Annotated in this window: 22 protein-coding genes; 4 read left to right on the top strand and 18 right to left on the bottom strand. The window is 49.2% G+C overall.

Features of this window, described 5'->3' with window-relative positions:
• Positions 1-132 precede the first annotated feature (132 nt).
• Positions 133-909, top strand: a complete 777-nt coding sequence (locus M3193_RS07040; protein ID WP_251625507.1) for an enoyl-CoA hydratase-related protein — start codon at positions 133-135, stop codon at positions 907-909.
• 237 nt (positions 910-1,146) lie between these two features.
• Here M3193_RS07040 and M3193_RS07045 read toward each other — a convergent pair whose 3' ends face one another.
• The 14 genes from M3193_RS07045 to M3193_RS07110 all read right to left on the bottom strand — a co-directional run bounded on the left by M3193_RS07045 (position 1,147) and on the right by M3193_RS07110 (position 15,884).
• Complete coding sequence (locus M3193_RS07045) at positions 1,147-1,431, bottom strand: late competence development ComFB family protein (RefSeq protein ID WP_251625509.1); 285 nt, start codon at positions 1,429-1,431, stop codon at positions 1,147-1,149.
• 303 nt (positions 1,432-1,734) lie between these two features.
• The gene (locus tag M3193_RS07050; RefSeq protein ID WP_251625511.1) at positions 1,735-1,956 is read right to left on the bottom strand and encodes a helix-turn-helix domain-containing protein; all 222 of its coding nucleotides are present in this window, start codon (positions 1,954-1,956) and stop codon (positions 1,735-1,737) included.
• 10 nt (positions 1,957-1,966) lie between these two features.
• Complete coding sequence (locus M3193_RS07055; protein WP_251625513.1) at positions 1,967-2,443, bottom strand: DUF2975 domain-containing protein; 477 nt, start codon at positions 2,441-2,443, stop codon at positions 1,967-1,969.
• A 341-nt stretch (positions 2,444-2,784) separates the two neighbouring features.
• On the bottom strand, positions 2,785-3,429 hold the full coding sequence (locus tag M3193_RS07060; RefSeq protein WP_251625514.1) for a TetR/AcrR family transcriptional regulator: 645 nt from the start codon (positions 3,427-3,429) through the stop codon (positions 2,785-2,787).
• Between the two features lie 10 nt (positions 3,430-3,439).
• Positions 3,440-4,468: an ABC transporter permease gene (locus M3193_RS07065; RefSeq protein ID WP_251625516.1), complete on the bottom strand. Its 1,029-nt coding sequence runs from the start codon at positions 4,466-4,468 to the stop codon at positions 3,440-3,442.
• The gene (locus tag M3193_RS07070) at positions 4,465-5,196 is read right to left on the bottom strand and encodes an ABC transporter ATP-binding protein (protein WP_251625517.1); all 732 of its coding nucleotides are present in this window, start codon (positions 5,194-5,196) and stop codon (positions 4,465-4,467) included. The genes M3193_RS07065 and M3193_RS07070 overlap by 4 nt, the downstream gene beginning before the upstream one ends.
• A 146-nt stretch (positions 5,197-5,342) precedes the next feature.
• A complete protein-coding gene (locus tag M3193_RS07075) occupies positions 5,343-5,888 on the bottom strand; it encodes a GNAT family N-acetyltransferase (RefSeq protein WP_285851850.1) in 546 nt (181 codons plus the stop codon).
• Positions 5,889-5,904: 16 nt separating this feature from the next.
• Entirely contained in the window at positions 5,905-7,875 is a 1,971-nt protein-coding gene (locus M3193_RS07080; protein ID WP_251625518.1) for a S9 family peptidase, read from the bottom strand.
• 229 nt (positions 7,876-8,104) lie between these two features.
• Positions 8,105-9,658, bottom strand: a complete 1,554-nt coding sequence (locus M3193_RS07085; RefSeq protein ID WP_251625519.1) for a fatty acid--CoA ligase family protein — start codon at positions 9,656-9,658, stop codon at positions 8,105-8,107.
• 340 nt (positions 9,659-9,998) lie between these two features.
• Positions 9,999-11,921 (bottom strand): FtsX-like permease family protein, encoded by a 1,923-nt coding sequence (locus tag M3193_RS07090; protein ID WP_251625520.1) that lies wholly within the window; start codon positions 11,919-11,921, stop codon positions 9,999-10,001.
• A gap of 30 nt (positions 11,922-11,951) precedes the next feature.
• Positions 11,952-12,722, bottom strand: coding sequence for an ABC transporter ATP-binding protein (locus M3193_RS07095; RefSeq protein WP_251625521.1), 771 nt, complete (start codon positions 12,720-12,722; stop codon positions 11,952-11,954).
• On the bottom strand, positions 12,676-13,725 hold the full coding sequence (locus tag M3193_RS07100) for a sensor histidine kinase (RefSeq protein ID WP_251625523.1): 1,050 nt from the start codon (positions 13,723-13,725) through the stop codon (positions 12,676-12,678). Before M3193_RS07100 ends, M3193_RS07095 begins: the two co-directional genes overlap by 47 nt.
• The gene (locus tag M3193_RS07105; protein ID WP_251625524.1) at positions 13,722-14,426 is read right to left on the bottom strand and encodes a response regulator transcription factor; all 705 of its coding nucleotides are present in this window, start codon (positions 14,424-14,426) and stop codon (positions 13,722-13,724) included. The genes M3193_RS07100 and M3193_RS07105 overlap by 4 nt, the downstream gene beginning before the upstream one ends.
• Positions 14,427-14,891: 465 nt before the next feature.
• Complete coding sequence (locus M3193_RS07110; RefSeq protein WP_251625526.1) at positions 14,892-15,884, bottom strand: lipoate--protein ligase; 993 nt, start codon at positions 15,882-15,884, stop codon at positions 14,892-14,894.
• Between the two features lie 134 nt (positions 15,885-16,018).
• Between M3193_RS07110 and yhfH (M3193_RS07115) the strand changes: the two genes are divergently transcribed.
• A complete protein-coding gene (gene yhfH / locus M3193_RS07115) occupies positions 16,019-16,144 on the top strand; it encodes a protein YhfH (RefSeq protein WP_251625528.1) in 126 nt (41 codons plus the stop codon).
• Positions 16,145-16,223: 79 nt separating this feature from the next.
• The gene (yhfH, locus tag M3193_RS07120; RefSeq protein WP_082713641.1) at positions 16,224-16,349 is read left to right on the top strand and encodes a protein YhfH; all 126 of its coding nucleotides are present in this window, start codon (positions 16,224-16,226) and stop codon (positions 16,347-16,349) included.
• Positions 16,350-16,450: 101 nt separating this feature from the next.
• On the opposite strand, the gene M3193_RS07125 is transcribed toward yhfH (M3193_RS07120), so the two are convergent.
• The 4 genes from M3193_RS07125 to hemE are packed head-to-tail and all read right to left on the bottom strand — an operon-like array spanning position 16,451 to position 20,813.
• Positions 16,451-17,317 (bottom strand): glycerophosphodiester phosphodiesterase, encoded by an 867-nt coding sequence (locus M3193_RS07125; protein ID WP_251625530.1) that lies wholly within the window; start codon positions 17,315-17,317, stop codon positions 16,451-16,453.
• 49 nt (positions 17,318-17,366) lie between these two features.
• Positions 17,367-18,788 (bottom strand): protoporphyrinogen oxidase, encoded by a 1,422-nt coding sequence (gene hemY / locus M3193_RS07130; RefSeq protein ID WP_251625532.1) that lies wholly within the window; start codon positions 18,786-18,788, stop codon positions 17,367-17,369.
• A gap of 21 nt (positions 18,789-18,809) precedes the next feature.
• Entirely contained in the window at positions 18,810-19,742 is a 933-nt protein-coding gene (gene hemH / locus M3193_RS07135) for a ferrochelatase (RefSeq protein WP_251625534.1), read from the bottom strand.
• A 33-nt stretch (positions 19,743-19,775) separates the two neighbouring features.
• On the bottom strand, positions 19,776-20,813 hold the full coding sequence (gene hemE / locus M3193_RS07140; protein WP_251625537.1) for a uroporphyrinogen decarboxylase: 1,038 nt from the start codon (positions 20,811-20,813) through the stop codon (positions 19,776-19,778).
• Positions 20,814-21,082: 269 nt separating this feature from the next.
• Here hemE and M3193_RS07145 point away from each other — a divergent pair, with 269 nt between their 5' ends.
• On the top strand, positions 21,083-21,598 hold the full coding sequence (locus tag M3193_RS07145; RefSeq protein WP_251625539.1) for an antibiotic biosynthesis monooxygenase family protein: 516 nt from the start codon (positions 21,083-21,085) through the stop codon (positions 21,596-21,598).
• The last annotated feature ends 22 nt before the right edge of the window (positions 21,599-21,620 follow it).

Genomic DNA, 21,620 nt, shown 5'->3' on the forward strand with positions numbered 1-21,620 from the left:
CTCACCTCTCAATAAAAATAGTATATCAGACCTACCTCTATTTCACTATCAATTTTTCAAACTATTTTAATAGCGGCATATTGGGAAAAATGATATGTTGGAAGATAGTTAATGGGAATGGGAGGATTCATGATGGAAACACTTATGTTTGAACAAAAAGGGCATATTGCAAAAGTGACGCTGCACCGTCCTGAAGCGATGAATGCTTTCAATTACGATATGTTATCGGAACTTGGACAAGTGATCGAGTCGATTCGCATTAATCCCGATATCCGGGTTGTCATTTTTACGGGCTCTGGGAACCGTGCATTCAGCGTGGGGGCTGATTTGAAGGAGCGGAGGATGCTGTCCGATTCGCAAGTGAGGCGGAATATTTACAAGATCGGCGAAGTATTCACGATGGTGGAAAATCTTCCGCAGCCGACCATTGCGGTGTTGAATGGCTATGCGTTCGGCGGCGGAATGGAGCTTGCGCTTGCATGTGACTTCCGGTTCGCGGCGGATTCAGCGGTCATGGGGCTGACGGAGACGGGGCTTGCGATCATACCGGGAGCCGGCGGAACGCAGCGACTGCCGAGGCTGATCGGGGAATCAAAGGCGATGGAGCTCATTTTGACGGCGAGACGGCTCAAGGCGGAAGATGCGCAATTGTACGGGATGTTGACGGGTGTCGCTCCAGCTAACTTTTTGCAGGAGACGGTGGACCGTTTTGTCGGAGAGCTGCTTGCGAATGGGCCGATCGCATTGCAGCAGGCGAAGTTCGCAATCAAGCACGGGATGAACGCCGATTTGCAGACAGGGCTTGCGATCGAGCGGAAGGCGTATGAGGTTACGATTCCGACGGAGGATCGTTTGGAAGCGCTTGCTGCATTTGCGGAGAAGCGGAAACCGGAGTTTAAAGGAAAATGATGATGGGAATGGTCGCGGGGCTGTGAGTTCTCGTTGTTTACCGAGGACTGCTCATTAATGCTGAAAAAGTTCTCGTTCACAAGCAATCCGTCGTGAAATTCCTGCGGCGCGTCACTTGATGGGGAGACTTGCCGTGACGCGATTAACCGCCAGCAACTAGATTTGCTTGTGAATCAGAGTATCCATAGTATGATGTCGTTGTTTTCGGAGTGAGTAGGCTTTGGGGATTCTCCAAGCCTACTCTTTTTTTGCGTTTTCGCAGCGGGGTGATGCGGAGACGATGCGGGCAGCCTTCACGACGGTGGAGAGGATGTTCGTGGCGCCTTGCCGGTCGGCGACGTGTTCTGCGCGGATGACTGGACTTAGTTTATCGTTCACGATGTAGCGCGGCTTGATTTCGTTGAGTGAAATGGCCATGATGTCGTCTTTGCATCGGTCACAATCGCATGTGAGATTGAGTTCGGTTTCGTATTGTTGGAGTACGTTTTGGACGACTTCTTCCATTACGTTATATACTGGCATGTTTCGTACCCCCTTTTTTAAAGAATTATTTTCCATTCATTGTAGCACTAAAGGAAATAGATGCGAATTGTAGGAAAGGAGCATTATTGTCGTGAGACTTTATAGGTACTTGGCAGGATTTATGAGCGGTTTGCGACTTTTATGCGCAATTCCAGGGAGTTATGCGCGAATTAATTGATTTATGCGTGATTCAGTAGAGTTATGCGTTTCTGTAGGAATTTATGAGCCTTTCGTTGAAAATAAATCTTTTCATAACAAAAAGCCGAATTCCCATCTAGTAGGAACCGACTTTCAGTAAGTTGATTATTCTTCTGTGTCTTCATCGTTTTTGTATTCTAAGATGTCTCCAGGCTGACAGTCCAACGCCTTGCAGATCGCCTCTAGTGTTGAGAATCGGATTGCTTTTGCCTTTCCGTTTTTCAATATGGAGAGATTCGCCATTGTGATTCCGACCTTCTCCGTAAGTTCGGTTACGCTCATTTTCCTTTTGGCTAGCATTACGTCAATGTTTATGATAATCCCCATTGTTTTCACCTCAGACCGTTAAATCATTTTCAGATTTTATCGTGATAGCTTCCTGCAACAGTCTTTGGAGAAGTGCAGCAAAGACCGCGATTACAAACGGAGCAAAAATAGGAACCATGCCGATAATGATGAGACCTGGCGCATCATCAAGCTCCGCAACCATTGCCACGAATGGCAGTACAATCACATACACACCACTGATTGTAAATGCAAAAAGTTTAATTTTCTTAAGAGCTGTAACGGATAGTCCAGAGAAAGCCTGGTTCTTGTCGATGTAGCTGAGCAGTTTGAACGCCTGCAGCAATGCTCCGAAGAACGGTATGACAGAGATATACATGCCGATCACGATTGGATAGAGTATATGCGCATAATCCGGGTTGGCTGGATTTTTCATTAAATAATAGAGCCCGTATATGCCTAACGCAAGAACTGGAGCCCCAATAATAAATACTGCTATCCTCAAAAATAAGGTTGATCCTCGTTTCATAAAAAGCACCTCGCATTTTTAGTATGAATTGATTATAGCTTGTTATTTATCGAATATCAATAAATAATTATTGATTAGTGTTAAATTAATGTTGTTTATGGATATGTAGACGGATGTTGGAGTGGAGTTATGCGTATGCGGAGCGGATTATGCGCGAGTTATGGGATTTATGCGCATCTGGGGCCGGTTATGCGTGATCCGAGAGATTTATGCGCTTCTGGGATGGGTTATGCGTGATTCTAGAGATTTATGCGCTTCTGGGATGGATTATGCGTAATTCAGCAGTTTTATGCGCATTTAGGTTTTATTCCAACAAAAAAAGAAGGTCGGGACCTTCTTTTTCATTCCTCCGGTGCTAGACCTTTTTTGAGGAAGTGAATCATTTGATTGATTTCCTCGTCATCGTTCCACTTCGGATCGATGATGTATTTGGTGGCGAAGTAGCCCATGATGGATGAGGCGGTTAGTCTGAGGACGGTCGTTGCCGGCAGATTGACAATCTGGCCTTTCGATTGGTAATGCTCAATGATCTGGATGAATCGGTTGACGACTTTCATTCCGATATGTTCGATGAATTGTTCGCGCAGTTCTGGGTGGAACGGGATTTCCTGGAGAAAGATCTGTACAACTTTCAAGTTTTTATCGAGAAATTCCTGACGGTTTTTAATCATTGCGCGAACGAATTCTTCGAAGTGCTCGAAGTCTTCGTCGAGCACTTTGTTCAAGTCTTTGATAATAATCGGACCGAGCATTTTGACCATCATCGGCGTAACAATTGAAAGGAGCAGGTCCTTTTTTGTTTTGTAATGGCGGAAGATCGTGCCTTCCGCAACGCCCGCTTTTTTGGCGATTTCATTCGTCGAAGTGGCGGCGAAGCCTTTTTCCGCAAACATTTCTGTTGCTGCTACGAGAATTTTCCGTTGTTTGTCGGTCAGGCTATCGTCTTCCTGCAGCATTTCCTCGAGCAGATTATTTTCTTCTGTCATGATGTCCTCCTTATATTTTGCGGTATTTGCTCAGAACGGCGATATTTATTCCAATGAACAGCAGGCAGAATCCTGCAAGTATAAGCAAATTTATAATGATATCGCCAAATCCGGCACCCCTCACCATGACGTCGCGCAATGCTTCTGCGGCGTAATAGAGAGGTGTCAAGTGGCTGATCCAGCTGAGCCATTCGGCGATCGTCTCCAAGTTGAACAGACCGGAAAAGAAGATTTGCGGCACGACGACAATCGGGATGAATTGCATCATTTGCAGCTCGTTATGTGCAAATGACGATAACAGGATACCGAGTGTCAGTGCAGTCAACGCGAGGATGAGGATGATCAGGAGCACATAGATGAAAGCTCCTTCCATGACCATGCCGAGCACGTAAATCGCGTACGCTGTTATGATTGTAGACTGGATCGTCGTGAAAAGGCCAAAGCCGAGAACGTAGCCGGCGACGATTTCCCATTTGCGCAATGGGCTTGCGAGTAGCCGTTCGAGTGTGCCTGTCGTCCGTTCACGCAGGAATGAAACACCAGCAATGAGGAACACGAAGAAGAACACGAAAAATCCGAGCAGGACCGGACCGAAATAATCGAACTGCCCCATGTCGATTGAGCCGTGCAAGTAGTCAATCATCGGTTCCGGAATGTCAATGGCTTGGGGCGGTTTAGGAAATGCGTTCTGCAGCCATTTCATCGTTGCACCTGTTACACTCGGATCGCTTCCTTCAAGGACGATTGACGGTGTGTTGTCTTCGATCTTCAGGTAGCCATCGAGTTCCTGCGCGGCGAGTTTTTTCATCGCTTCCACTTCCGTTTTGAAGGTGGTTACTTGAGCCCCTTCGGTAGCGATCTGGTCGGCGAGCATTTCCGGCACATTGACCAACCCAATTTTCGGAGTGTAGTCGTCGCCGTTGAAAACGAAATAGAGCATCGTCAGCACGAGGATCGGCGCGAAGATAAGCAGCCCGATTGTCCGTTTGTCTCTGACAAGTTGACGGAGAATCCGTTTCACCAATGCCAGTACTCTCATCGTTCTGCACCTCCATAGACGAGGAATGCTTCCTCGATTGTTGAGGAGTTTGTTTCCTTTTTCAATTCCGCGGGTGTGCCGACAGCGATTAGTTTTCCATTGCGTATGAGCCCGAGTCGATCGCATTTATCGGCTTCATCCATGACATGGGTCGTGACGATGAGCGTCTTCCCTTGCGCTTTTAGATCCGCGAATGCGTTCCAGATGCTTTTCCGCAGGACTGGGTCGATTCCAACAGTCGGCTCGTCGAGGATGAGCAATTCCGGTTCGTGGAGCAGTGCGATCGCAAGGGAGAGGCGTCTTTTCATCCCACCCGAGTAGTTCGACACGAGTTTCGTAGCGTCGCCGGAAAGTTGGACGAGCTCCATCACTTCATTGATGTGCTCCGCTTGTTTCTGCCCTTTCAATCCGTATAGTTCAGAGAAGAATTGAAGATTTTCCTTCGCCGACAAGTCCTCGTATAGGGCATCCGATTGCGCCATATACCCGACCCGTTTGATGAGATTCAAAGAAGGCATTTTCTCGTTGAATAAACAATTTTCCCCTTCCGTCGGTTCGTCAAGTCCCGCCAGTTCCTTTACCAACGTCGTCTTCCCCGCTCCGGAAGGTCCTAGCAAGCCGAAGATCTCGCCTTCGTAGATGTCGAGGTTAATGTTTTGAAGAACTTGATGCTTGCCAAAACTTTTGGAGACATTGCGGATGGAGACGCATACTTCTCTTTCATTCATGATTGTCACCTCTTTATAAGTAGCGAGTGATTACTCACTTTATTTTAATCTATGAAGATACGGTTTGTAAAATGAGTATGTAGTTTTGAAACGCTGACCGTAACGTACTCAAAACAAAAAGAGAGGGATGATTACCCTCCCCTCTCTCATTTCCCTTTATGCAATTCCCATTCCTCGCGCAGCATGCCCATGCGAATGGAGTCGTAGTAGACGCCGTTCCAGTAGCGGACTTTGCGGATGCGCGCTTCCATCGTCATGCCGAGCTTTTCGGCGACGCGGATCATGCGCTCGTTGCCGGACCAAGTCGTGAGGCCGACGCGGACGAGCGGAATTTCGTTGAATAAATGATCGATCCACATTGTGAGCGCCTTCGTTCCGTAGCCGCCGCTCCAATATTTCGGCTCGTAGATGAGGATGCCCATTTCAAGCCAGAGGGACGGCTTGTGCTCCCAATAGTAGCTGACCATGCCGATGAGCTTGCCGCCCACTTCGATACCCCAGTAATCATCCGTATCGACGACATTGTCTTTCCGTTCGAGAAATGCTTCATACGTTATTGTTTTATGCGGGTAGTACGGGGCATCCCATTTCTTCCATTCGGGATTTTCCTCTTTGAACGTCAATTCCCACATGCGGTGCAAATCTTCTTCTTTTATCGGCCGGATTGTTACGCCGTCTAGAGTGTATGTCAATCTGTTTCCTCCAAGATTATAGGTATTTCGCGAACCAGCCCGTAATCTCGTTCAACCGCTCAATACGCAGATTCGGTGCGCCGGTCCGCGATAGGTTGTGGTCTGCATCCGGGAAGCGGACGAATTCCGTCTCTTTCCCCATGCTTTTCAATGTAATAAATAACTGCTCCGCCTGTTCGATCGGGCAGCGGAAATCTTTTTCCGAGTGGAGAATTAAAAGCGGAGTCTCCACGTTTTCCGCATATTTCAACGGAGAGTGTTTCCAAAGCGTTTCGACGTCCTTCATGTCTGCCCCAATTTGCCAGTCGCTGAAGTAGTAGCCGATGTCGGATACACCGAAGAAACTGATCCAGTTGCAGATCGAGCGCTGTGTGACCGCCGCTTTGAAGCGGTTCGTATGGCCGACGATCCAGTTCGTCATGAACCCGCCATAGCTGCCGCCAGTTACGCCAAGGCGATTTTCGTCGATCCATTCATTTTCCGCTAGCACATGGTCAACCGACGCCATGATGTCTTCATAGTCGCCACCACCGTAATCGCCGCGGACGGCATCGACGAATTGCTGGCTGTAGCCGTGGCTGCCGCGCGGATTGATATAGAGCACTCCGTATCCTTTTGCGGCGAGCAGCTGCATTTCATGGAAGAATGTATTGCCGAACATCGCGTGCGGTCCGCCATGGATATCGACGATGAGCGGATACTTCTCGCCCTCCTTGAAGTCGGCCGGTTTCATGAGCCAGCCGTGGACATCCCATTCCTTTGCCCCTTTGAAGAAGATGGATTCCGGCTCGACGAGTTTTACTTCCTGCAAATAGTCTTTATTAAATGTAGTGAGTGCTTCCCTTTCGCCTGTCGCAATCGTCAATTGATAAATCTCTCCCGGATTTACGGGATCGCTCGCTGCGACTAATGCGAAATCGCCTTCCGTATTCACGTCATAACCATACACATGCTCGTTTTCCTGTGACGCCGGGTATAGCTCCCCTTCGAGCGTGGCGAAATAAAGGCGGACGTCGCCCATTACAGACAGTTGGAAGTACAGGTCATTGTCCTTCGTCCAAACTATGCTCGGCGCGGTCGCCCCCTGCTGATGATCCGCAACCGTATAGTCGCCAACGGGAGCATCGACGCTTTCCGTAATATTGATCGTATTGCCGCGTGGCGTATCGTACACATACAAACTGCTATGTGTAGCATTTTGGAACGTGCGATCCGAGCCGATAAATGCGATATAGTTATCGTCGAATGAGAAACGGGCACCGCCATAATAGCCTTCCTCGTCGACGATGACCGTCTCTTCTTTCGATTCGACATCGACCAAATGGAGCGGCTGGCGGAATGCCCAGTCCAAATCCTCATCCCGGTTCACGCCAATGACAAGCTTTTTGCCATCATGCGAAACCGCCTGTAGCGTATGCTGATGATTCCCTTCCGTAAACTGCGTTACCTCCCCCGTTTCAAGGTCGATGACACCGATTTGTTTGAATGAATCCTGCGGCAATAAACCGACGCCGTCCATTTTATATTTCATCTTCGTCACGCGGACGGGTTCAGGCTTCTTCTTTTCATCCTTCTCCTCTTTATCCGTGAACGCCTTGCCTTCCTTCACCGAAGCGTCAAACCAGATTTTCGTTCCGCACGGCGACCATTCGAAGCCGGATATGCCGTTTTCAAAGGATGTAAGTTTCTTCGCTTCGCCTCCGCGGGCGGATAGGATGTACAGCTGATTTTTCTCGTCGCGATTCGACAAAAAAGCGATCTGCATGCCGTCTGCCGACCATTTCGGCGAGCTGACGCGATGTTTTCCATGCGTCCATTGCGTTATTTCCTTCGTGTCGAGGTCGATGTGGTACAGGTTTGCGATATATTTGTTTTCCTCTTCGTCGATATGCGTTTTGATGAACAGCGCTTCTTTTCCGCCAGGCGATAGTTGCGGGTTCGTGACGGACTGCAGTTTGAATAAATCTTCAGTTTGTAGGTTTCTCATAGGAATTCCCCCTTCAATTATCTAGTTTACATATTTCGACACCCGCAGGAGCTTCCCCTTTTAATTTCATGATTTTCTTCCGATGTAGACGGATTGCGGGCAGAGGATTGACTCCTAGTGCTTTTAATTGAGCCTTAGTTGGAATAAGCATCCGCATGCCGCACTCAAGAATCGCATACCGCGCTCAAAAAGCCCTTCCGCGGACATACCGTGGAAGGGCCCTCTCATTTTATTGCCTAACTTGATCTTTCAACGACCTACGCAAAATCTTGCCTGTCGTATTTTTAGGGAGTTCATCCAAAAACTCGATTGTTTTCGGAACTTTATATTTTGCCAAACGGTTGGCGCAGAATGCCTTCAGCTTTTCAGCGTCCGCTTTCGCGCCTTTTTTCAACACTACGAATGCTTGGACTTCTTCGCCGAAATCAAGGTCCGGGACGCCGATGACTGCTGCTTCGACGATGTCGTCGTGTGTGAATAGCACCTCTTCGACTTCGCGTGGATAGACGTTGTAGCCGCCGACGATAATCATGTCTTTCTTGCGGTCGACGATATAGAAGTATCCGTCTTCATCCTGCCGTGCCAAGTCGCCTGTGTACAGCCAGCCGTCACGGATTGTAGCGGCGGTTTCTTCAGGCATTTTGTAATAGCCTTTCATGACGTTCGGCCCTTGGACGACGAGTTCGCCGACTTCGCCGACTTGCACTTCATCGCCATATTCGTCGAAGACTTTATTTTGCACATTGACGATATTCGTGCCGATCGATCCCGGTACCCGTTCGCGGTCCAGCGGGTTGAAGCATGTGACTGGTGACGCTTCGGACAGGCCGTACCCCTCTGAGACCCGTACATTGAATTTATTCTCGAAGTTATGGAGCAGCGCGACGGGCAGTGATGCACCGCCGGATATTGCGAGCCGGATCGTGTTGAAATCAGCCGGATCGCCTTCCGGGTATTGATAAAGGAAATTGTACATCGTTGGCACGCCTGCGAAGATAGTCGCCTGCTGCTCTTTGATCGTCTCGAACACTTCCGCTGGGCTGAAACGCGGTACGAGCAAGATTGTCGCACCTTTCAATAACGGCGCGTTCACAACGACGGTCAGCGCGAACACGTGGAAAACGGGCAATGTCGCAACAACGCGGTCGTTTTCCGAGAATCCTAAATAGTCTCCGACATCCCTCGCGTTCGAGTAGAGATTTTCATGTGTCAGCATCGCGCCTTTCGGACGGCCCGTCGTTCCTGACGTATACAAGATGATAGCGGTTTCATTTCCGTCAACTTCAATCGGAGCGAGATCCGGCCGTCCTGTTGCGATGAGTTTGGAAAACAGCTGGACTTTCGCTTTTGCTTTATCTGACAGCGCCGCCACTCTCTTACCTACATCTGCGCTCATTTCACAGATGACATAGTTCTCGATCGATGGAAAGAGCGTCGCGGATTTTTCGACTAGCGGAAGCAATTGGTCGAGCGCGATGACCGCTTTGGCATCGCTGTTATGTAGAATGTATGAGATTTCATCAGGTGAATAAATCGGATTAACCGGAATCGCTGTCGCCCCGATCCGCATCGTCGCATAAAGCGATATGAGGAAATGAGGTGTATTCCCCAACAACAATGCGATGTGATCGCCCTTTTCGACTCCCAAGTCTTGCAATGCAGAGGCAAACATGGCCACGGACTGGTCGAACTCGGCATACGAAGTGTCTTTCCCCATGAAGTGATAAGCCGTTTTCCCAGGTTGCAGCTTCGATGTTTCATAAACTTGTGAAACCAAATTCATACTGAACATCCTCCCTTTTGTTTGAAATGAACCACCATTCATTAAACCCATCTATTATTATATAAGAAAAATTAAAAGTTCACAATACTTTTAGAAAACTACTGCAATCACTATTGGGTGGAGACTCTTTTTTTATTTTAGGAAAATGATTGAAAAATGCCTTCCCTGTAAGTGGAGGGAAGGCATTGATTATCCGTTTTATGCGTCGATTTGTGCGTTTATGCGTTTCTAGTAGGATTTATGCGTGTTTATCACCAGTTATGGACTTCTAAACGGTTTTATGCGCGATTATCGCGACTTATGGACTTCTCCAGGCATTTATGCGCTTTTCATTCCACTTCTACTCCGGTGTTCGGATGTGCGCCAGATAGCGCCAGCGGATGAGGTAGAAATAAATGATTTGCAGAGCTGTGAAGCCGACGAGCACCATCATCAGTTCGCGGACGATGGAGATTTCCGCGAGAGCGTCCCAGATGACTTGCAGCGACAGGAACGCAAATGAGCTATGAACGAGCGCAACGCCCCATGGGACGAAAAATTGAGGGATGAGCTGCCGGTTGACGATTTTCTTGAATTCCTTGTCGGTGATGCCCATGCGCCGGAGCACGTTGAACTGCTTCCGATCGCTGTCGAGCGATGTATAGAGCCGGAAGTAGATGAAGCTTCCTGCAGCTAAAAGGAATACGCCTGCAAGCAATAGGCCGATGAACAGCAGCAATGTAAATGTCGTCCGCATGACGGAATAGTTCAGACCGGGATTATCGAAGTTGAAATGCAGTTTCCCGCGCGTGTCGGTCAAAAGTGATTCCGTCACGGAATGCTCGATCGTCAGTCCGATGTTCTTCGTCTTTTGCCAATCCGGAATGTCGAATGCGTGATAGACGGACGTCGGCGTTACGAGTAACGCTAATTTTTCATAGTCGGCGTCGTTCAAAATGATCGTATTCGTACCGATCGCATGCGGCGGGAACAGTTCATATGGATAGGCCCCGTTGATCCGCACTGCAAGGCCACTTTCCTCGAGCACGGTCTTGACGGATTGCTTGTTCAGCTGCTCGAATGTGGAAGCGGTCGGCGGCAGGAACAGCGCCTCCCCTTCTTCCAATGCAAACGACTGGTGTCCGAAAGACCTCGACAGCCTGTTGACGCTTTCAAGTTTGATGATCGTGACTGTATAGTCCGTCAGCGCCGAACGCTGTCTCAGCACCGGGAAGCGGACGTGAGTGTACCCGATTTCATTCTTTCTCAGTTCATGCTCGAGCCGATTGATATGCTTCTGCTCCATTTCATTGCCCGGAAAGCTTTCGTACACAAGGCCGAGCGGGTTCATTTCCCGGTATTGGGAAGCGAATGAAGTGAGCGATGCGAGGATGCCGACCGACATGAAGGCGACCGTCGATACGATCGTCACGATGAAAAACATCCGGGCATTCTCCTTCAGCCGGATGACGCCTTCTGAAATCGCGAGCAGGCGGAAATGCCGCCAATAGAACTCTTTCCGCACTTTGAACAGATGAAGGATGAATGGCAAGGAATCCGTGAAAAAAAAGTACGTACCAAGCGTTGCGAGCGGCGGCAGCAGGAAGATTAGCCCGACGACGATGCTGTTCGACGTGAAAGCGGCCATGCCATAGGACAGTCCTAGCAGCACAAGGCCGATCGCCCCGCGGATTTTTGAAAATCCCTGCGTCGTCATTTCAACGCCATCTCCACGAATCAGTTCTCCAAGATTGTCTGTACGTATGGACACCGGAGCGACCCATGAAATGATGATGAACAGGCTCAAAAAAGCGCCGACCGTCAAAGCGAACGGTTCCCATGATAAATACAAGGGAAGCGCGGGCAGCATGATGATCCTCTTAACGACCATAAAGAAGAATTTCGAAAACATATATCCTAAAAAGGTGCCGACCCCTATCGAGGCCGCTCCGATAATAAATGTTTCAATAAAAATGAGCCGGTGCAATTGCCGTTTCTCCATCCCTAAATGGAGGAGGATGCCGAACTCCTTCGTCCGCGCCTGCAAGAACGCCCGCATCGAATAGAACAGGAAGAACATCGTGAATATGTACAGGATGATTTCAGCGATGCCCATGCCGAGCACCGCGATGTCCTGTAGCGCGCTCCCTTCGATCGACGGATGAAACAGCAGCATGGAATAAAGGAAAAACACCATGACCGAAAAAACGCTCGCCATGAAAAAGGCTGCGTAAATCCGCCGGTTGCGCATGACATTCCGGAATGCAAATTGGCGAAATGTCATTAAGCCCCCCTCCCTATTCGCATGTCCCTGTTACAGCATCCGCAAGTCATTGACATTCCCTCCAAGTAAACTGAGCACATTCAAAATCCGTTGGAAAAACGTCTGGCGCCGCTCATCTTTATAGATTTCATTGAAAAATTCGCCGTCCTTGATGAACAGCACGCGGTCGCAATAGCTCGCCGCTATCGGGTCATGCGTCACCATGATGATCGTCGTCCGCTCAGTTTCATTGACAAGGCTGAGCAGTTCGAGGACTTCCTTTGCCGAATTCGAATCGAGATTCCCTGTCGGTTCGTCCGCAAGAATGAGCTTTGGATTATGGATCAACGCCCGTCCGACAGCGGTCCGCTGGGCTTGTCCGCCTGACAGTTCATCGGGACCCCGGTTGAGGATCTCTTTCAGACTCAATTGCCCCGCCAGCCGGTCGACACGTTTTTGCATTTCCATGATTGGCAGCCCGTCCAATGTGAGCGGCAGTACTAGATTTTCTTCCACTGTCAAACTTTTAAGCAGATTGATGTCCTGGAAAACGAAGCCAAAATTATGACGTCTGAACAGCGCAAGTTCATTCGCATTCAACGCTTCGGGCTCGATGCCGTCAATCAGGACCCGTCCGTATGTCGGCATGTCGATTGTTGAGATGATGTTCAGCAAAGTCGTTTTTCCGCTTCCGGACGGCCCCATGATAGCGATGAATTCCCCCGCTTCCGCCTCGAAGTCAAGGCGATTCAGCGCGCGGTGCATCACTTTCCCTTCATAGATCTTCGTCACTTGCTCCATTTTTACGATCGAGTTCTTCATCCGCTTCACCTATCTCTCCATTTGTAAACAGAATCTTGACGGAAGTCCCTTGCCCCACTTCCGATTCAATCGTCAATGGATGGCCGAGCTTCGAACACACTTCGTCGGCGATATACAAACCCATCCCCGTCGATTCGCCGGTCAGCCTGCCGTTCTCGCCTGTGAAAAACGCCTTCGTCACACGCTTCATGTCGGATGCCGGAATGCCGACTCCTTCATCGCGGATCGTCAGCTCAAAGCCTTTCGCGGTCTGTTCCGCCGACAAATAAAGGCGCTTCCCTTTTTCAAACGTATATTTCACTGCATTCGTGATGAACTGCCCGATGACGATTTTCATCCATTTCCCGTCCGTCGCGACGACGAGCGACTCGTCGATCGAAATGACCGGAAAGACGCCATTTGTAATGAACAGCCGCTTATGATCCGTCACAATCTGTTGGATTAGGCTCTTCAAGCCGACCTGTTCAATCTGCATGTCTTCCTCAAATGTTTCAAGCCGCGCGTTGACGAGGACGACATCAAGGCCACGCTGGATTTTATCGACTTCCTCGCGCAGGCTCCGCTTGTCGAGCTCGCCATCTTCCTGCAGCAGCAAGTTGATGACGGAAATCGGCGTCTTCATTTGATGCACCCATTGATTGACAAACTGTAGCTGACGGTGCTGCGATGCGTAAAGCGACTGCACTTCCGTTTGGTACAAGCCGTACAAACTGCGCATGAACTTTGCTGATTGGCGCTGTTCCGTCGTCTGTATATTGCGGATGAGCGCATCTTCCATCTTCTCAGGTTTACGCAAGATCGCTTCGTAATACGGTCGCTTTGTAATGAATTTCCCGATGAGGAAGCCCCCCGTCAACAACAAGCTCATAATGATCGAGTAGATCGCCGTATTGATTCCTCGGAAGCCATCCAGCCAATACAGGACGAGGATGAATGTGACAAGCATCACTTCGAAAATGATCCAAGACAAATGCTCCCTTAGGAATAAAACAATCTGCCTCATGATTCCTCCGGCGCGACGAGGAAGCGGTAGCCTGATCCGCGAACTGTCTCGATGACGGACTGCACGCCGTAATCGGTCAGCTTTTTCCGCACGCGCGTCATATTTACATTCAATGTGTTTTCATCGACAAATGACTGGTCATCCCATAATTCTTCGAGCAGCGTCTCCCGGGAAACGACTTTCGGCGACGCCTCCATCAACAGCTCAAGGATGACACACTCCTTCTTCTGAAGCGGTATCTCCTCATCGCGCAAATGCAGCTCCATCCGTTCAATGAATAGTTCGAGTGATCCGCGCTTCACCGTGCGCTCCCCTTGGCTCGGTGCATATTCCCCGAACGCCCTTCTCAAATGGCTTCTGATCTTCGCAAGGACGATCTCATAATGGAAAGGTTTCGTTATGAAATCATCCCCTCCGTTCTCGAGCGCAAACACTTGGTCCATATCGCCCGAGCGCGCAGAGATGAAAATGATCGGGCACGTCGTCGTCTGGCGAAGCTGCCGGCACCAATAATAGCCGTCATATGAAGGCAGATTGATATCAAGGAGGATCAGATGCGGATCGAACGCCGAACATTCCGCCTCCACATTATCAAAATCCTCCACAATCGCTACGTCATACTGATATTTGCGCAGCGTTTCCGCCAACAGCCTCGCAATTTTCTTATCGTCCTCAACAATGAAGATACGATGGTTCCTCATCGCAAATTCCCCCTTCGCTATTCCAACTAGTATATCGCAAAATTGGAATGCTCGCTCGCGAGGCGCGGGCTGTGAGTTGGAAATGGGTTATCACCGACTTAGCAAGGGTTATCACCGACTCTCACCTTGTTATCAACGATTCACTGTTTTACCACCGATTCTTGAGGCATTACCACCGGTTCTTTAGGCGTTACCACCGATTCGAGGAACTTTACCACCGATTCTCCGCCTGTTACCACCGATTTTCAAATTTATCACCGCTTAGGTGGAGTTTATCACCGCTCGGAAGAGGGTTATCACCGTTCAGACAGACTTTATCACCGCTTACGCCCACTTTATCACCGTCCGGCCATTAAATGGATAAAAATTATTCATCTCCAAGCCTATTTCAATGACTACACTCCCCCAATCGTTCCTGCATATAATAGAGCAAAAGAAAAAACCGGCTATGCGCCGGTTTTCAACTCAATAGATTAAATTAATGAATTCTTCTTTCGTGATTCCGCCCAATACGGTCGGGATGTCGACAGCATCGAGTGCTTTCGTAATTGATTCACGATCGTATTGAACGCTCTTCAGACTTTCTTCAACAACCGCCACGTCGCCGACGCCGAAAAAGTCGCCGTATATGCTGACGTCATCGATTTTCCCTTTTTCGACTTGCAGGCGCACATCGATGCCGCCGACAGGGAAGCGGTGGGAATGCTGCATATTGAATTTCGGGGATTTGCCGTAGTTCCAGTCCCAGTTGCCGTAACGCTCTGCGGATAAAGCGCGGATGTTGTCCCAGTCCTCGTCGGTCAGCTCCCAATACTGTACGTTCTCTTCGCCGCCAAAAATTGATTTCAGAATCTCTATACGGAATTGTTCGATTGTCATCGGCTCTTCGATGAACTCTGAAATGTTCGCGACACGGCTGCGAATCGACTTGATCCCTTTCGATTCGATCTTGTCCTTCCTTACTTTCAATGCAGACACAACACGCTCGATTTCCGTATCAAACATCAACGTCCCGTGAGTGAACATGCGCCCTTGTGTCGCAAATTGGGCATTGCCCGAAACTTTGCGCCCTTCAACTAGAATATCATTACGGCCGAGCAATTCCGCTGTTACGCCCATTTCCGCCAATGCCTTGATGACCGGCTCGGTGAATTTCTTGAAGTTGCGGAACGATTCCCCGTCATCTTTCGTGATGAAGCTGAAATTGAGGTTCCCTAGGTCATGATACACCGCGCCGCCGCCTGAAAGCCTGCGGACGACGTGGATGCCGTTCGCATCGACGTATTCGGTATTGATCTCCTCGACTGTGTTCTGATTCTTTCCGATGATGATCGATGGTTCGTTGATATAGAACAGTAGAAACGAATCTTTGTCGATGTCCATATTTTTCAATACATACTCTTCGATCGCAAGGTTGATCCTCGGATCGGTAATGCCTTTATTATCAACGAAATACACAATAATCGCTCCCTATGTAAATGAATTCACTTCTATTTTATCCGAAATGAACAGAAAAGTGTTGACATTTGATCTACTGTTATAATACAATCATTCTAACAAATTTAGTTATAGAACAAGAGGAGGAAGATGAAATGGTCGAGAGTATCGTAGAATTTTTCAGAAACCTGCCTGCCAAAGCCTGTGACGTTTGTGGAGAGAAAATCGAAGAACAGCATGAATGCTACAGTAATAAATGTAACGAGTGCAATATCGTCTAATTTTTTTACCTATGCTGTTATACTACACCTGCCCAATTACCTAATTAGTATTAGTACAAATAGACAGGAGGGAACACCGATGCTAGAGAATGTCATTGAGTTTTTCAAGAACCTGCCTGCGAAAACCTGTGCCGAATGCGGAAAAGAGATTGAGGAACAGCATGAATGCTACAGCAATAAATGCGATGAGTGCAACATCATCTAATACAGAAAAGGACTGCCCGGAAAGTCGATTAATCGTCTTCCCGTAGCAGTCCTCTTTGTATGAAACGGCTGTTATAATCACTCACCGGGTTTTATGATCACTCACCGGTTGTTTTCTTCGTCCAAAAGATCAGGTTCGTCCGTAGCGATGCCGTTGACGCCCATCGCTTTCAAGCGCAAGGCGGCTTCGGCGTCATTCACCGTGTAAGCATAAACCGCGAGACCCTCGTCGTGCATTGAGTTGACGAAAGGAGGCGTCAATGCTTCGTAGCTCACGTTGACGCCTGAAGCGTACGAGAGAATATCCTTCAATTCCTTCTTCGTTAGTGCCGCTTCCTCCCCTTCGTCGAAAGAGACCAGTTGAATCAGCGGAATCTCAGGGTCGATCTTATGCACTTGCTTCAACGCCTTCTTGTCGAAAGAAAGGATGACCGCTTTCGGATACCCTTTGGCGTCGTGACCGATCAACTCCTGCTCTTCCATGAGTCTGACCAATTCCTCCTCGATGCCGGGGTATTGTTCTGTATCTTTCAACTCGATAACAAAGCGGAGGTCTCCTTTCATCTGTTCAACCACTTCCCGCAATGTAGGGACTTCATACTCTTCTTCGTCTCTGCCGCTGGCGGCGATTTTCTTGCCTTTCTTCTCATCCGCGGTCAGCTGTTTCAATTCGGCCAATGTAAAGTCCTTTATCTTCCCGGCCGCTTCTGTCGTACGTTTCACGTCATCGTCATGCATGACGATCAATTCCCCATCCTTCGTCAAATGGACGTCAAGCTCGACATAATCCGCATTGAGATCTTCCGCGAGCTCGAAGGAAGGCAACGTATTTTCCGGCTCGTACGCAGATGCGCCGCGATGCCCGATAATGAGAAACCCTTCTTCCGGCATTGGATTGTCCCACTCATTTCCGATGGAACAAGCAGATAATAGGATGGCTGTGCTAAGTAGTAGTAACAGTTTTTTCATATATACTTCCTTCCAATTGAAAAAGTCCGCGCAGGGCGGACTCTAGATTTTATTTCTTAATCAAATCAGCAATGACTTCTTCGACGGCCGCTTTGCCTTGATCGATGCAGTCCGGCAATCCGACACCGTCATAAGAGGCGCCTGCCAGTTTGACGTTCGGAAACGCATGTTTCAGTTCTGCACGGGCGGCGTCTATACGCTCGCGATGCCCGACCCGGTATTGCGGCCGGTCATCCTTGAAGCGCGTAATGACCGTGAAGTCCGGCTTGCCTTTGATCGGAATGATCTTCCCGAGGTCTTCGAGGACGATCCGTTCGATTTCGTCATCCGGCAAATCGACGATCGCGTCTTCCCCTACCCGCCCGACGAAAGCACGCAGCAAAACTTTTCCTTCCGGCGTCGACGTCGGCCATTTCCGGGAGACCCATGTGCATGCCGTAATGGAGTAATCGCTGCTTCGGGAGACGAGGAAACCCGTCCCTTCCATATCTTGGACGACATGTTCCTCTGGAAATGCAAGTGCAACAGTCGCGACGGATGTCGTATGGATTTCCTTCAATCCTTGCAGGAGTCCGTGCGGGGCGAACAGTTGGCTTGCCGCCATATGGCCGGTCGTCAAGATGACGGAATTGGCCACAATCGTTTCACCGGTATTCAGCTTGAGTACGTTTTGATCCCCCTGCTTCGAAATACTTTCGATGCGGATCCCTTTTTGTACCGTGCCGGGTTCCAACCGCTGTTCTGCCGCCTCGACGATCGATTCAAGCCCGTTCCGAAGCGAATGGAACGCCCCTTTTTGGGAAGCGCCATGTCCGTCTTTCTGCGGCACTTGCTTCGGCGTCGTCTTCTTCATGCCGAGGATAAGACTGCGGTGTTTCTTTTCTACTTCATAAAACTGCGGAAACGTCGATTGCAGGCTCATATGGTCGATATCGCCTGCATACACTCCCGATAACAGCGGCTCGATGAGGTTTTCAACGATTTCCGGTCCGAATCGGCGACGGAAGAAGTGGCCGAGTGACTGGTCCCCTTCCGCCCCTGAACGCGGCAAGACGAAATCCCCTGCCGCCCTCAATTTTCCCGCCCATGAAAACAGGTCTGATTTCAGGAATGGGCCGACCTTCGTCGGGATGCCCATGACGGAGCCGCCCGGAATCGGCTGCAGCCGGCCGTTCACGAGGATATACGCCTGCCCCGTCGCATTGCGCACAAGATCGTCGCCTATGCCGACATCCTTCGCGAATGTGTCCATGCTTTTCTTTCGGATGAGGAAGCTGTCCGGCCCCCGTTCGATGACAAAGCCGTCACGGCGGACCGTTTGGATTTTTCCACCCAGCCGGTTCGTCGCTTCGATCAGTGTCACTTCGATCGGCAAGTTTTGCTCACGGGCCACTTTTTGCAGATAAAATGCTGCGGAAAGCCCGGTGATCCCTCCACCGACGATGACGACTCTTTTCTTTTGTCCACTCATGTCATCACTTCCTAGCTGCCCTCAGGCTTCCTTCAATTGCTCAAGAACCGCATCCGCCATTGCGGTAATGAATAGCGGGTCCGTATTCGGCATTGCGGGACGGTAATAGGATGCACCGATTTCGTCGCAAACGACTTTACACTCATGGTCATTGTCATAAAGCACTTCCAAATGGTCCGATACGAAGCCTACCGGTGTATAGACGAATGCCTCATAGCCTTTCTGCTCATGCAAATCGCGCGTCAAGTCCTGGACATCAGGTCCGAGCCATGGCTCTCCCGTCTGCCCTTCACTTTGCCAGCCGACTGCGTACTGTTCGACTTCCGCCGCTTCCGCAATCAGTTTCGCTGTCTCATCCAATTGTTCCGGATACGGATCTCCGAATTGCTTGATCTTTTCAGGCAAGGAGTGCGCCGAAACGACGAGGCACGCTTTTTCACGTTCTGCATCACTCATACCTGCATACGTGCTGCGAATCTTATCCGCCCAGTATTCGATGAACTTCGGCTGCTTGTACCAGCTTTCGACCGACGTCATGGAAATGCCGTGCTTTTCGGCTTCTTCCTTAGCGCGTTCATTATATGATTTCACGGAGAATGAAGAATAATGAGGTGCCAATACGATTGACACCGCTTCTTTAATTCCGTCAGCTTCCATCTGTTCAACCGCTTCTTCGACAAATGGCGTAATATGCTTCAAGCCAACATAGACGTTGAATTCGATTTCATCCTGCATCGCATTCAAACGGTCGCCAAGTGTATTCGCCTGGTTTTCCGTAATTTTCGCGAGCGGGGAAATTCCGCCGATCGCTTGATAACGTGCCTTCAGATCTTCCAGTTGTTCCGGTGCAGGCGGACGGCCGCGCCGGATATGCGTGTAGTACGGTAAGATATCCTCTTCCTTATATGGCGTTCCGTACGCCATGACTAAAAGTCCCATTTTCCTTTTTGTCATCAGTTGCACCTCATTTTTCGTTTTCTACGCAATTTATTTGCGGAGCTGCGCGCTGTATTCGTGAACGAATTCTGTCAATCGTTTCAATGTTGCCGGCTGGACTTCAGGGAAGACGCCGTGTCCTAAGTTGAAAATGTGGCTGCCGTGCTCGACGCCTTGTTCAACGATGACTTTCGCACGCTCTTCGATGATGTCCCAATCTGCTAGAAGCAATGCAGGATCCAAGTTTCCTTGCAATGTCTTCGTCAATCCTCTTTCCCCGGCTTCCTTGACTGATAAACGCCAGTCCAAGCCGACGACGTCGACTGGAAGGTCATGCCATTCGTTCGCCAAATGGCTCGCTCCGACGCCGAACGTGATCAATGGCACATTCAATTCGCGAAGTTCATTAAAGATGCGTGTCATGACTGGCTTAATGAAGACTCTATAATCGGAGACATTCAATGCGCCGACCCATGAATCGAACACTTGGATCGCGGCTGCTCCCGCTGCCACTTGTGCTTTGATCGATGTGATGATCGTATCGCCCAACTTATCCATGAGCGCAAACCAAGCTTCAGGCTCGGAAACCATGAACGATTTCGTCAAGTTATAGCTTTTCGACGGACCGCCCTCAATCATGTAGCTCGCCAGTGTGAATGGCGCTCCGGCAAAGCCGATCAATGGCACATTCAATTGTTCTTTCAAGATCTTGATCGTGTCGATGACGAATGGAATATCGTCCTCCGGTGAAAGCTCCCCGAGATTATGGACGTCCTGCACCGAGCGGATCGGATTTGAAATGACAGGGCCTACACCCGCTTTTATTTTTACATCCACCCCGATTCCCGGAAGTGGCGTCACGATATCCTTATATAAAATCGCAGCGTCGACATTGTATTGGTCGACAGGCAGCTTTGTCACATACGCGCAAAGCTCCGGCTGATGAGTGATCTCTTCTAATGAATATTTCTCTTTGATCTTGCGGTATTCAGGCTGAGAACGGCCCGCTTGCCTCATGAACCAAACCGGTGTATGGTCGATTTTTTCTCCTCTTGCAGCACGAAGCAGTGTATCGTTAAATGTTGTCATAAATCGATTCCCACTTTCTTTATAATAATTATCGAAGTTCGCTTATTCGTCTTCAAATATAGACGTTTCCCCTTGGAATGTATAGTGTTTGAGCCAAATTGTCATCAAATTGTGCTCATATTTCCTGCCCGCCGCCACCAATTCGACAATGTTTGTTTTAATTGTCTCGAACAGGGAAAATATGAAGAGTATCTACTCTTTCGGACTGTCGACAATCGGTCCGATCTGAAATGAAGGCAGTAAGTAAGTTTCTAAAGGAGGTTTAGGGAATGTATATGTATTTGACTACCGGAACAAGGGATTTTATGGAGAAGCTTCAGGAGCGCCATTCAGATAAAGGGATGGTCCTCATGCATGGCGGAGGCCAGTCGCTTCTCTTGCATGAAACGGACGGAAAGTCGGTCTTCCAGACCCCAAGACGGTATGAGGTGGTAAGTTCTTTCGGCCAATTGATGGATGAGGGCTACTTCGTTTTCAATAACATCCCCGTCACGGATGAAGGGCGTCCAATCTTTGAACACCGCTTTTCCGGCGGTGGCGGTAAGATTGAAAGCCAGCAAGGGTTCATCGCTTTCCGTCTTCTCCGACCGCTCGATTCGGACACCTACATCGTCATGACCGAATGGGAGGATGCGTCAGACTTCGACCGTTGGAAACATTCACCGGCGTTCAAGGAGTCGCATCAATCGACAGACATGAAGGAATTCGCCGGCAATACAACGCATATTTTCTCAAGTGCATCTTATATTACGACGTATACTGCGAAAATTGAAGAAGACGAATGATGCCTGACCGGATTGCTTCACT

This window comes from Sporosarcina luteola (genome assembly GCF_023715585.1).
Lineage (GTDB): Bacteria > Bacillota > Bacilli > Bacillales_A > Planococcaceae > Sporosarcina > Sporosarcina luteola_D.

Excerpts from the sequence above, each read along its gene's own strand:
- M3193_RS07105 (WP_251625524.1), bottom strand. The coding sequence starts at position 14,426 with ATGAGGAACCATCGTATCTTCATTGTTGAGGACGATAAGAAAATTGCG.
- M3193_RS07145 (WP_251625539.1), top strand. The coding sequence starts at position 21,083 with ATGTATATGTATTTGACTACCGGAACAAGGGATTTTATGGAGAAGCTT.
- M3193_RS07070 (WP_251625517.1), bottom strand. The coding sequence starts at position 5,196 with ATGAATGAAAGAGAAGTATGCGTCTCCATCCGCAATGTCTCCAAAAGT.
- hemH (WP_251625534.1), bottom strand. The coding sequence starts at position 19,742 with ATGACAAAAAGGAAAATGGGACTTTTAGTCATGGCGTACGGAACGCCA.
- M3193_RS07060 (WP_251625514.1), bottom strand. The coding sequence starts at position 3,429 with ATGACAGAAGAAAATAATCTGCTCGAGGAAATGCTGCAGGAAGACGAT.
- M3193_RS07050 (WP_251625511.1), bottom strand. The coding sequence starts at position 1,956 with ATGGGGATTATCATAAACATTGACGTAATGCTAGCCAAAAGGAAAATG.
- hemE (WP_251625537.1), bottom strand. The coding sequence starts at position 20,813 with ATGACAACATTTAACGATACACTGCTTCGTGCTGCAAGAGGAGAAAAA.
- M3193_RS07080 (WP_251625518.1), bottom strand. The coding sequence starts at position 7,875 with ATGAGAAACCTACAAACTGAAGATTTATTCAAACTGCAGTCCGTCACG.
- yhfH (WP_251625528.1), top strand. The coding sequence starts at position 16,019 with ATGGTCGAGAGTATCGTAGAATTTTTCAGAAACCTGCCTGCCAAAGCC.
- M3193_RS07055 (WP_251625513.1), bottom strand. The coding sequence starts at position 2,443 with ATGAAACGAGGATCAACCTTATTTTTGAGGATAGCAGTATTTATTATT.
- M3193_RS07045 (WP_251625509.1), bottom strand. The coding sequence starts at position 1,431 with ATGCCAGTATATAACGTAATGGAAGAAGTCGTCCAAAACGTACTCCAA.
- hemY (WP_251625532.1), bottom strand. The coding sequence starts at position 18,788 with ATGAGTGGACAAAAGAAAAGAGTCGTCATCGTCGGTGGAGGGATCACC.
- M3193_RS07125 (WP_251625530.1), bottom strand. The coding sequence starts at position 17,317 with ATGAAAAAACTGTTACTACTACTTAGCACAGCCATCCTATTATCTGCT.
- M3193_RS07085 (WP_251625519.1), bottom strand. The coding sequence starts at position 9,658 with ATGAATTTGGTTTCACAAGTTTATGAAACATCGAAGCTGCAACCTGGG.
- yhfH (WP_082713641.1), top strand. The coding sequence starts at position 16,224 with ATGCTAGAGAATGTCATTGAGTTTTTCAAGAACCTGCCTGCGAAAACC.
- M3193_RS07095 (WP_251625521.1), bottom strand. The coding sequence starts at position 12,722 with ATGAAGAACTCGATCGTAAAAATGGAGCAAGTGACGAAGATCTATGAA.
- M3193_RS07090 (WP_251625520.1), bottom strand. The coding sequence starts at position 11,921 with ATGACATTTCGCCAATTTGCATTCCGGAATGTCATGCGCAACCGGCGG.
- M3193_RS07100 (WP_251625523.1), bottom strand. The coding sequence starts at position 13,725 with ATGAGGCAGATTGTTTTATTCCTAAGGGAGCATTTGTCTTGGATCATT.
- M3193_RS07040 (WP_251625507.1), top strand. The coding sequence starts at position 133 with ATGGAAACACTTATGTTTGAACAAAAAGGGCATATTGCAAAAGTGACG.
- M3193_RS07065 (WP_251625516.1), bottom strand. The coding sequence starts at position 4,468 with ATGAGAGTACTGGCATTGGTGAAACGGATTCTCCGTCAACTTGTCAGA.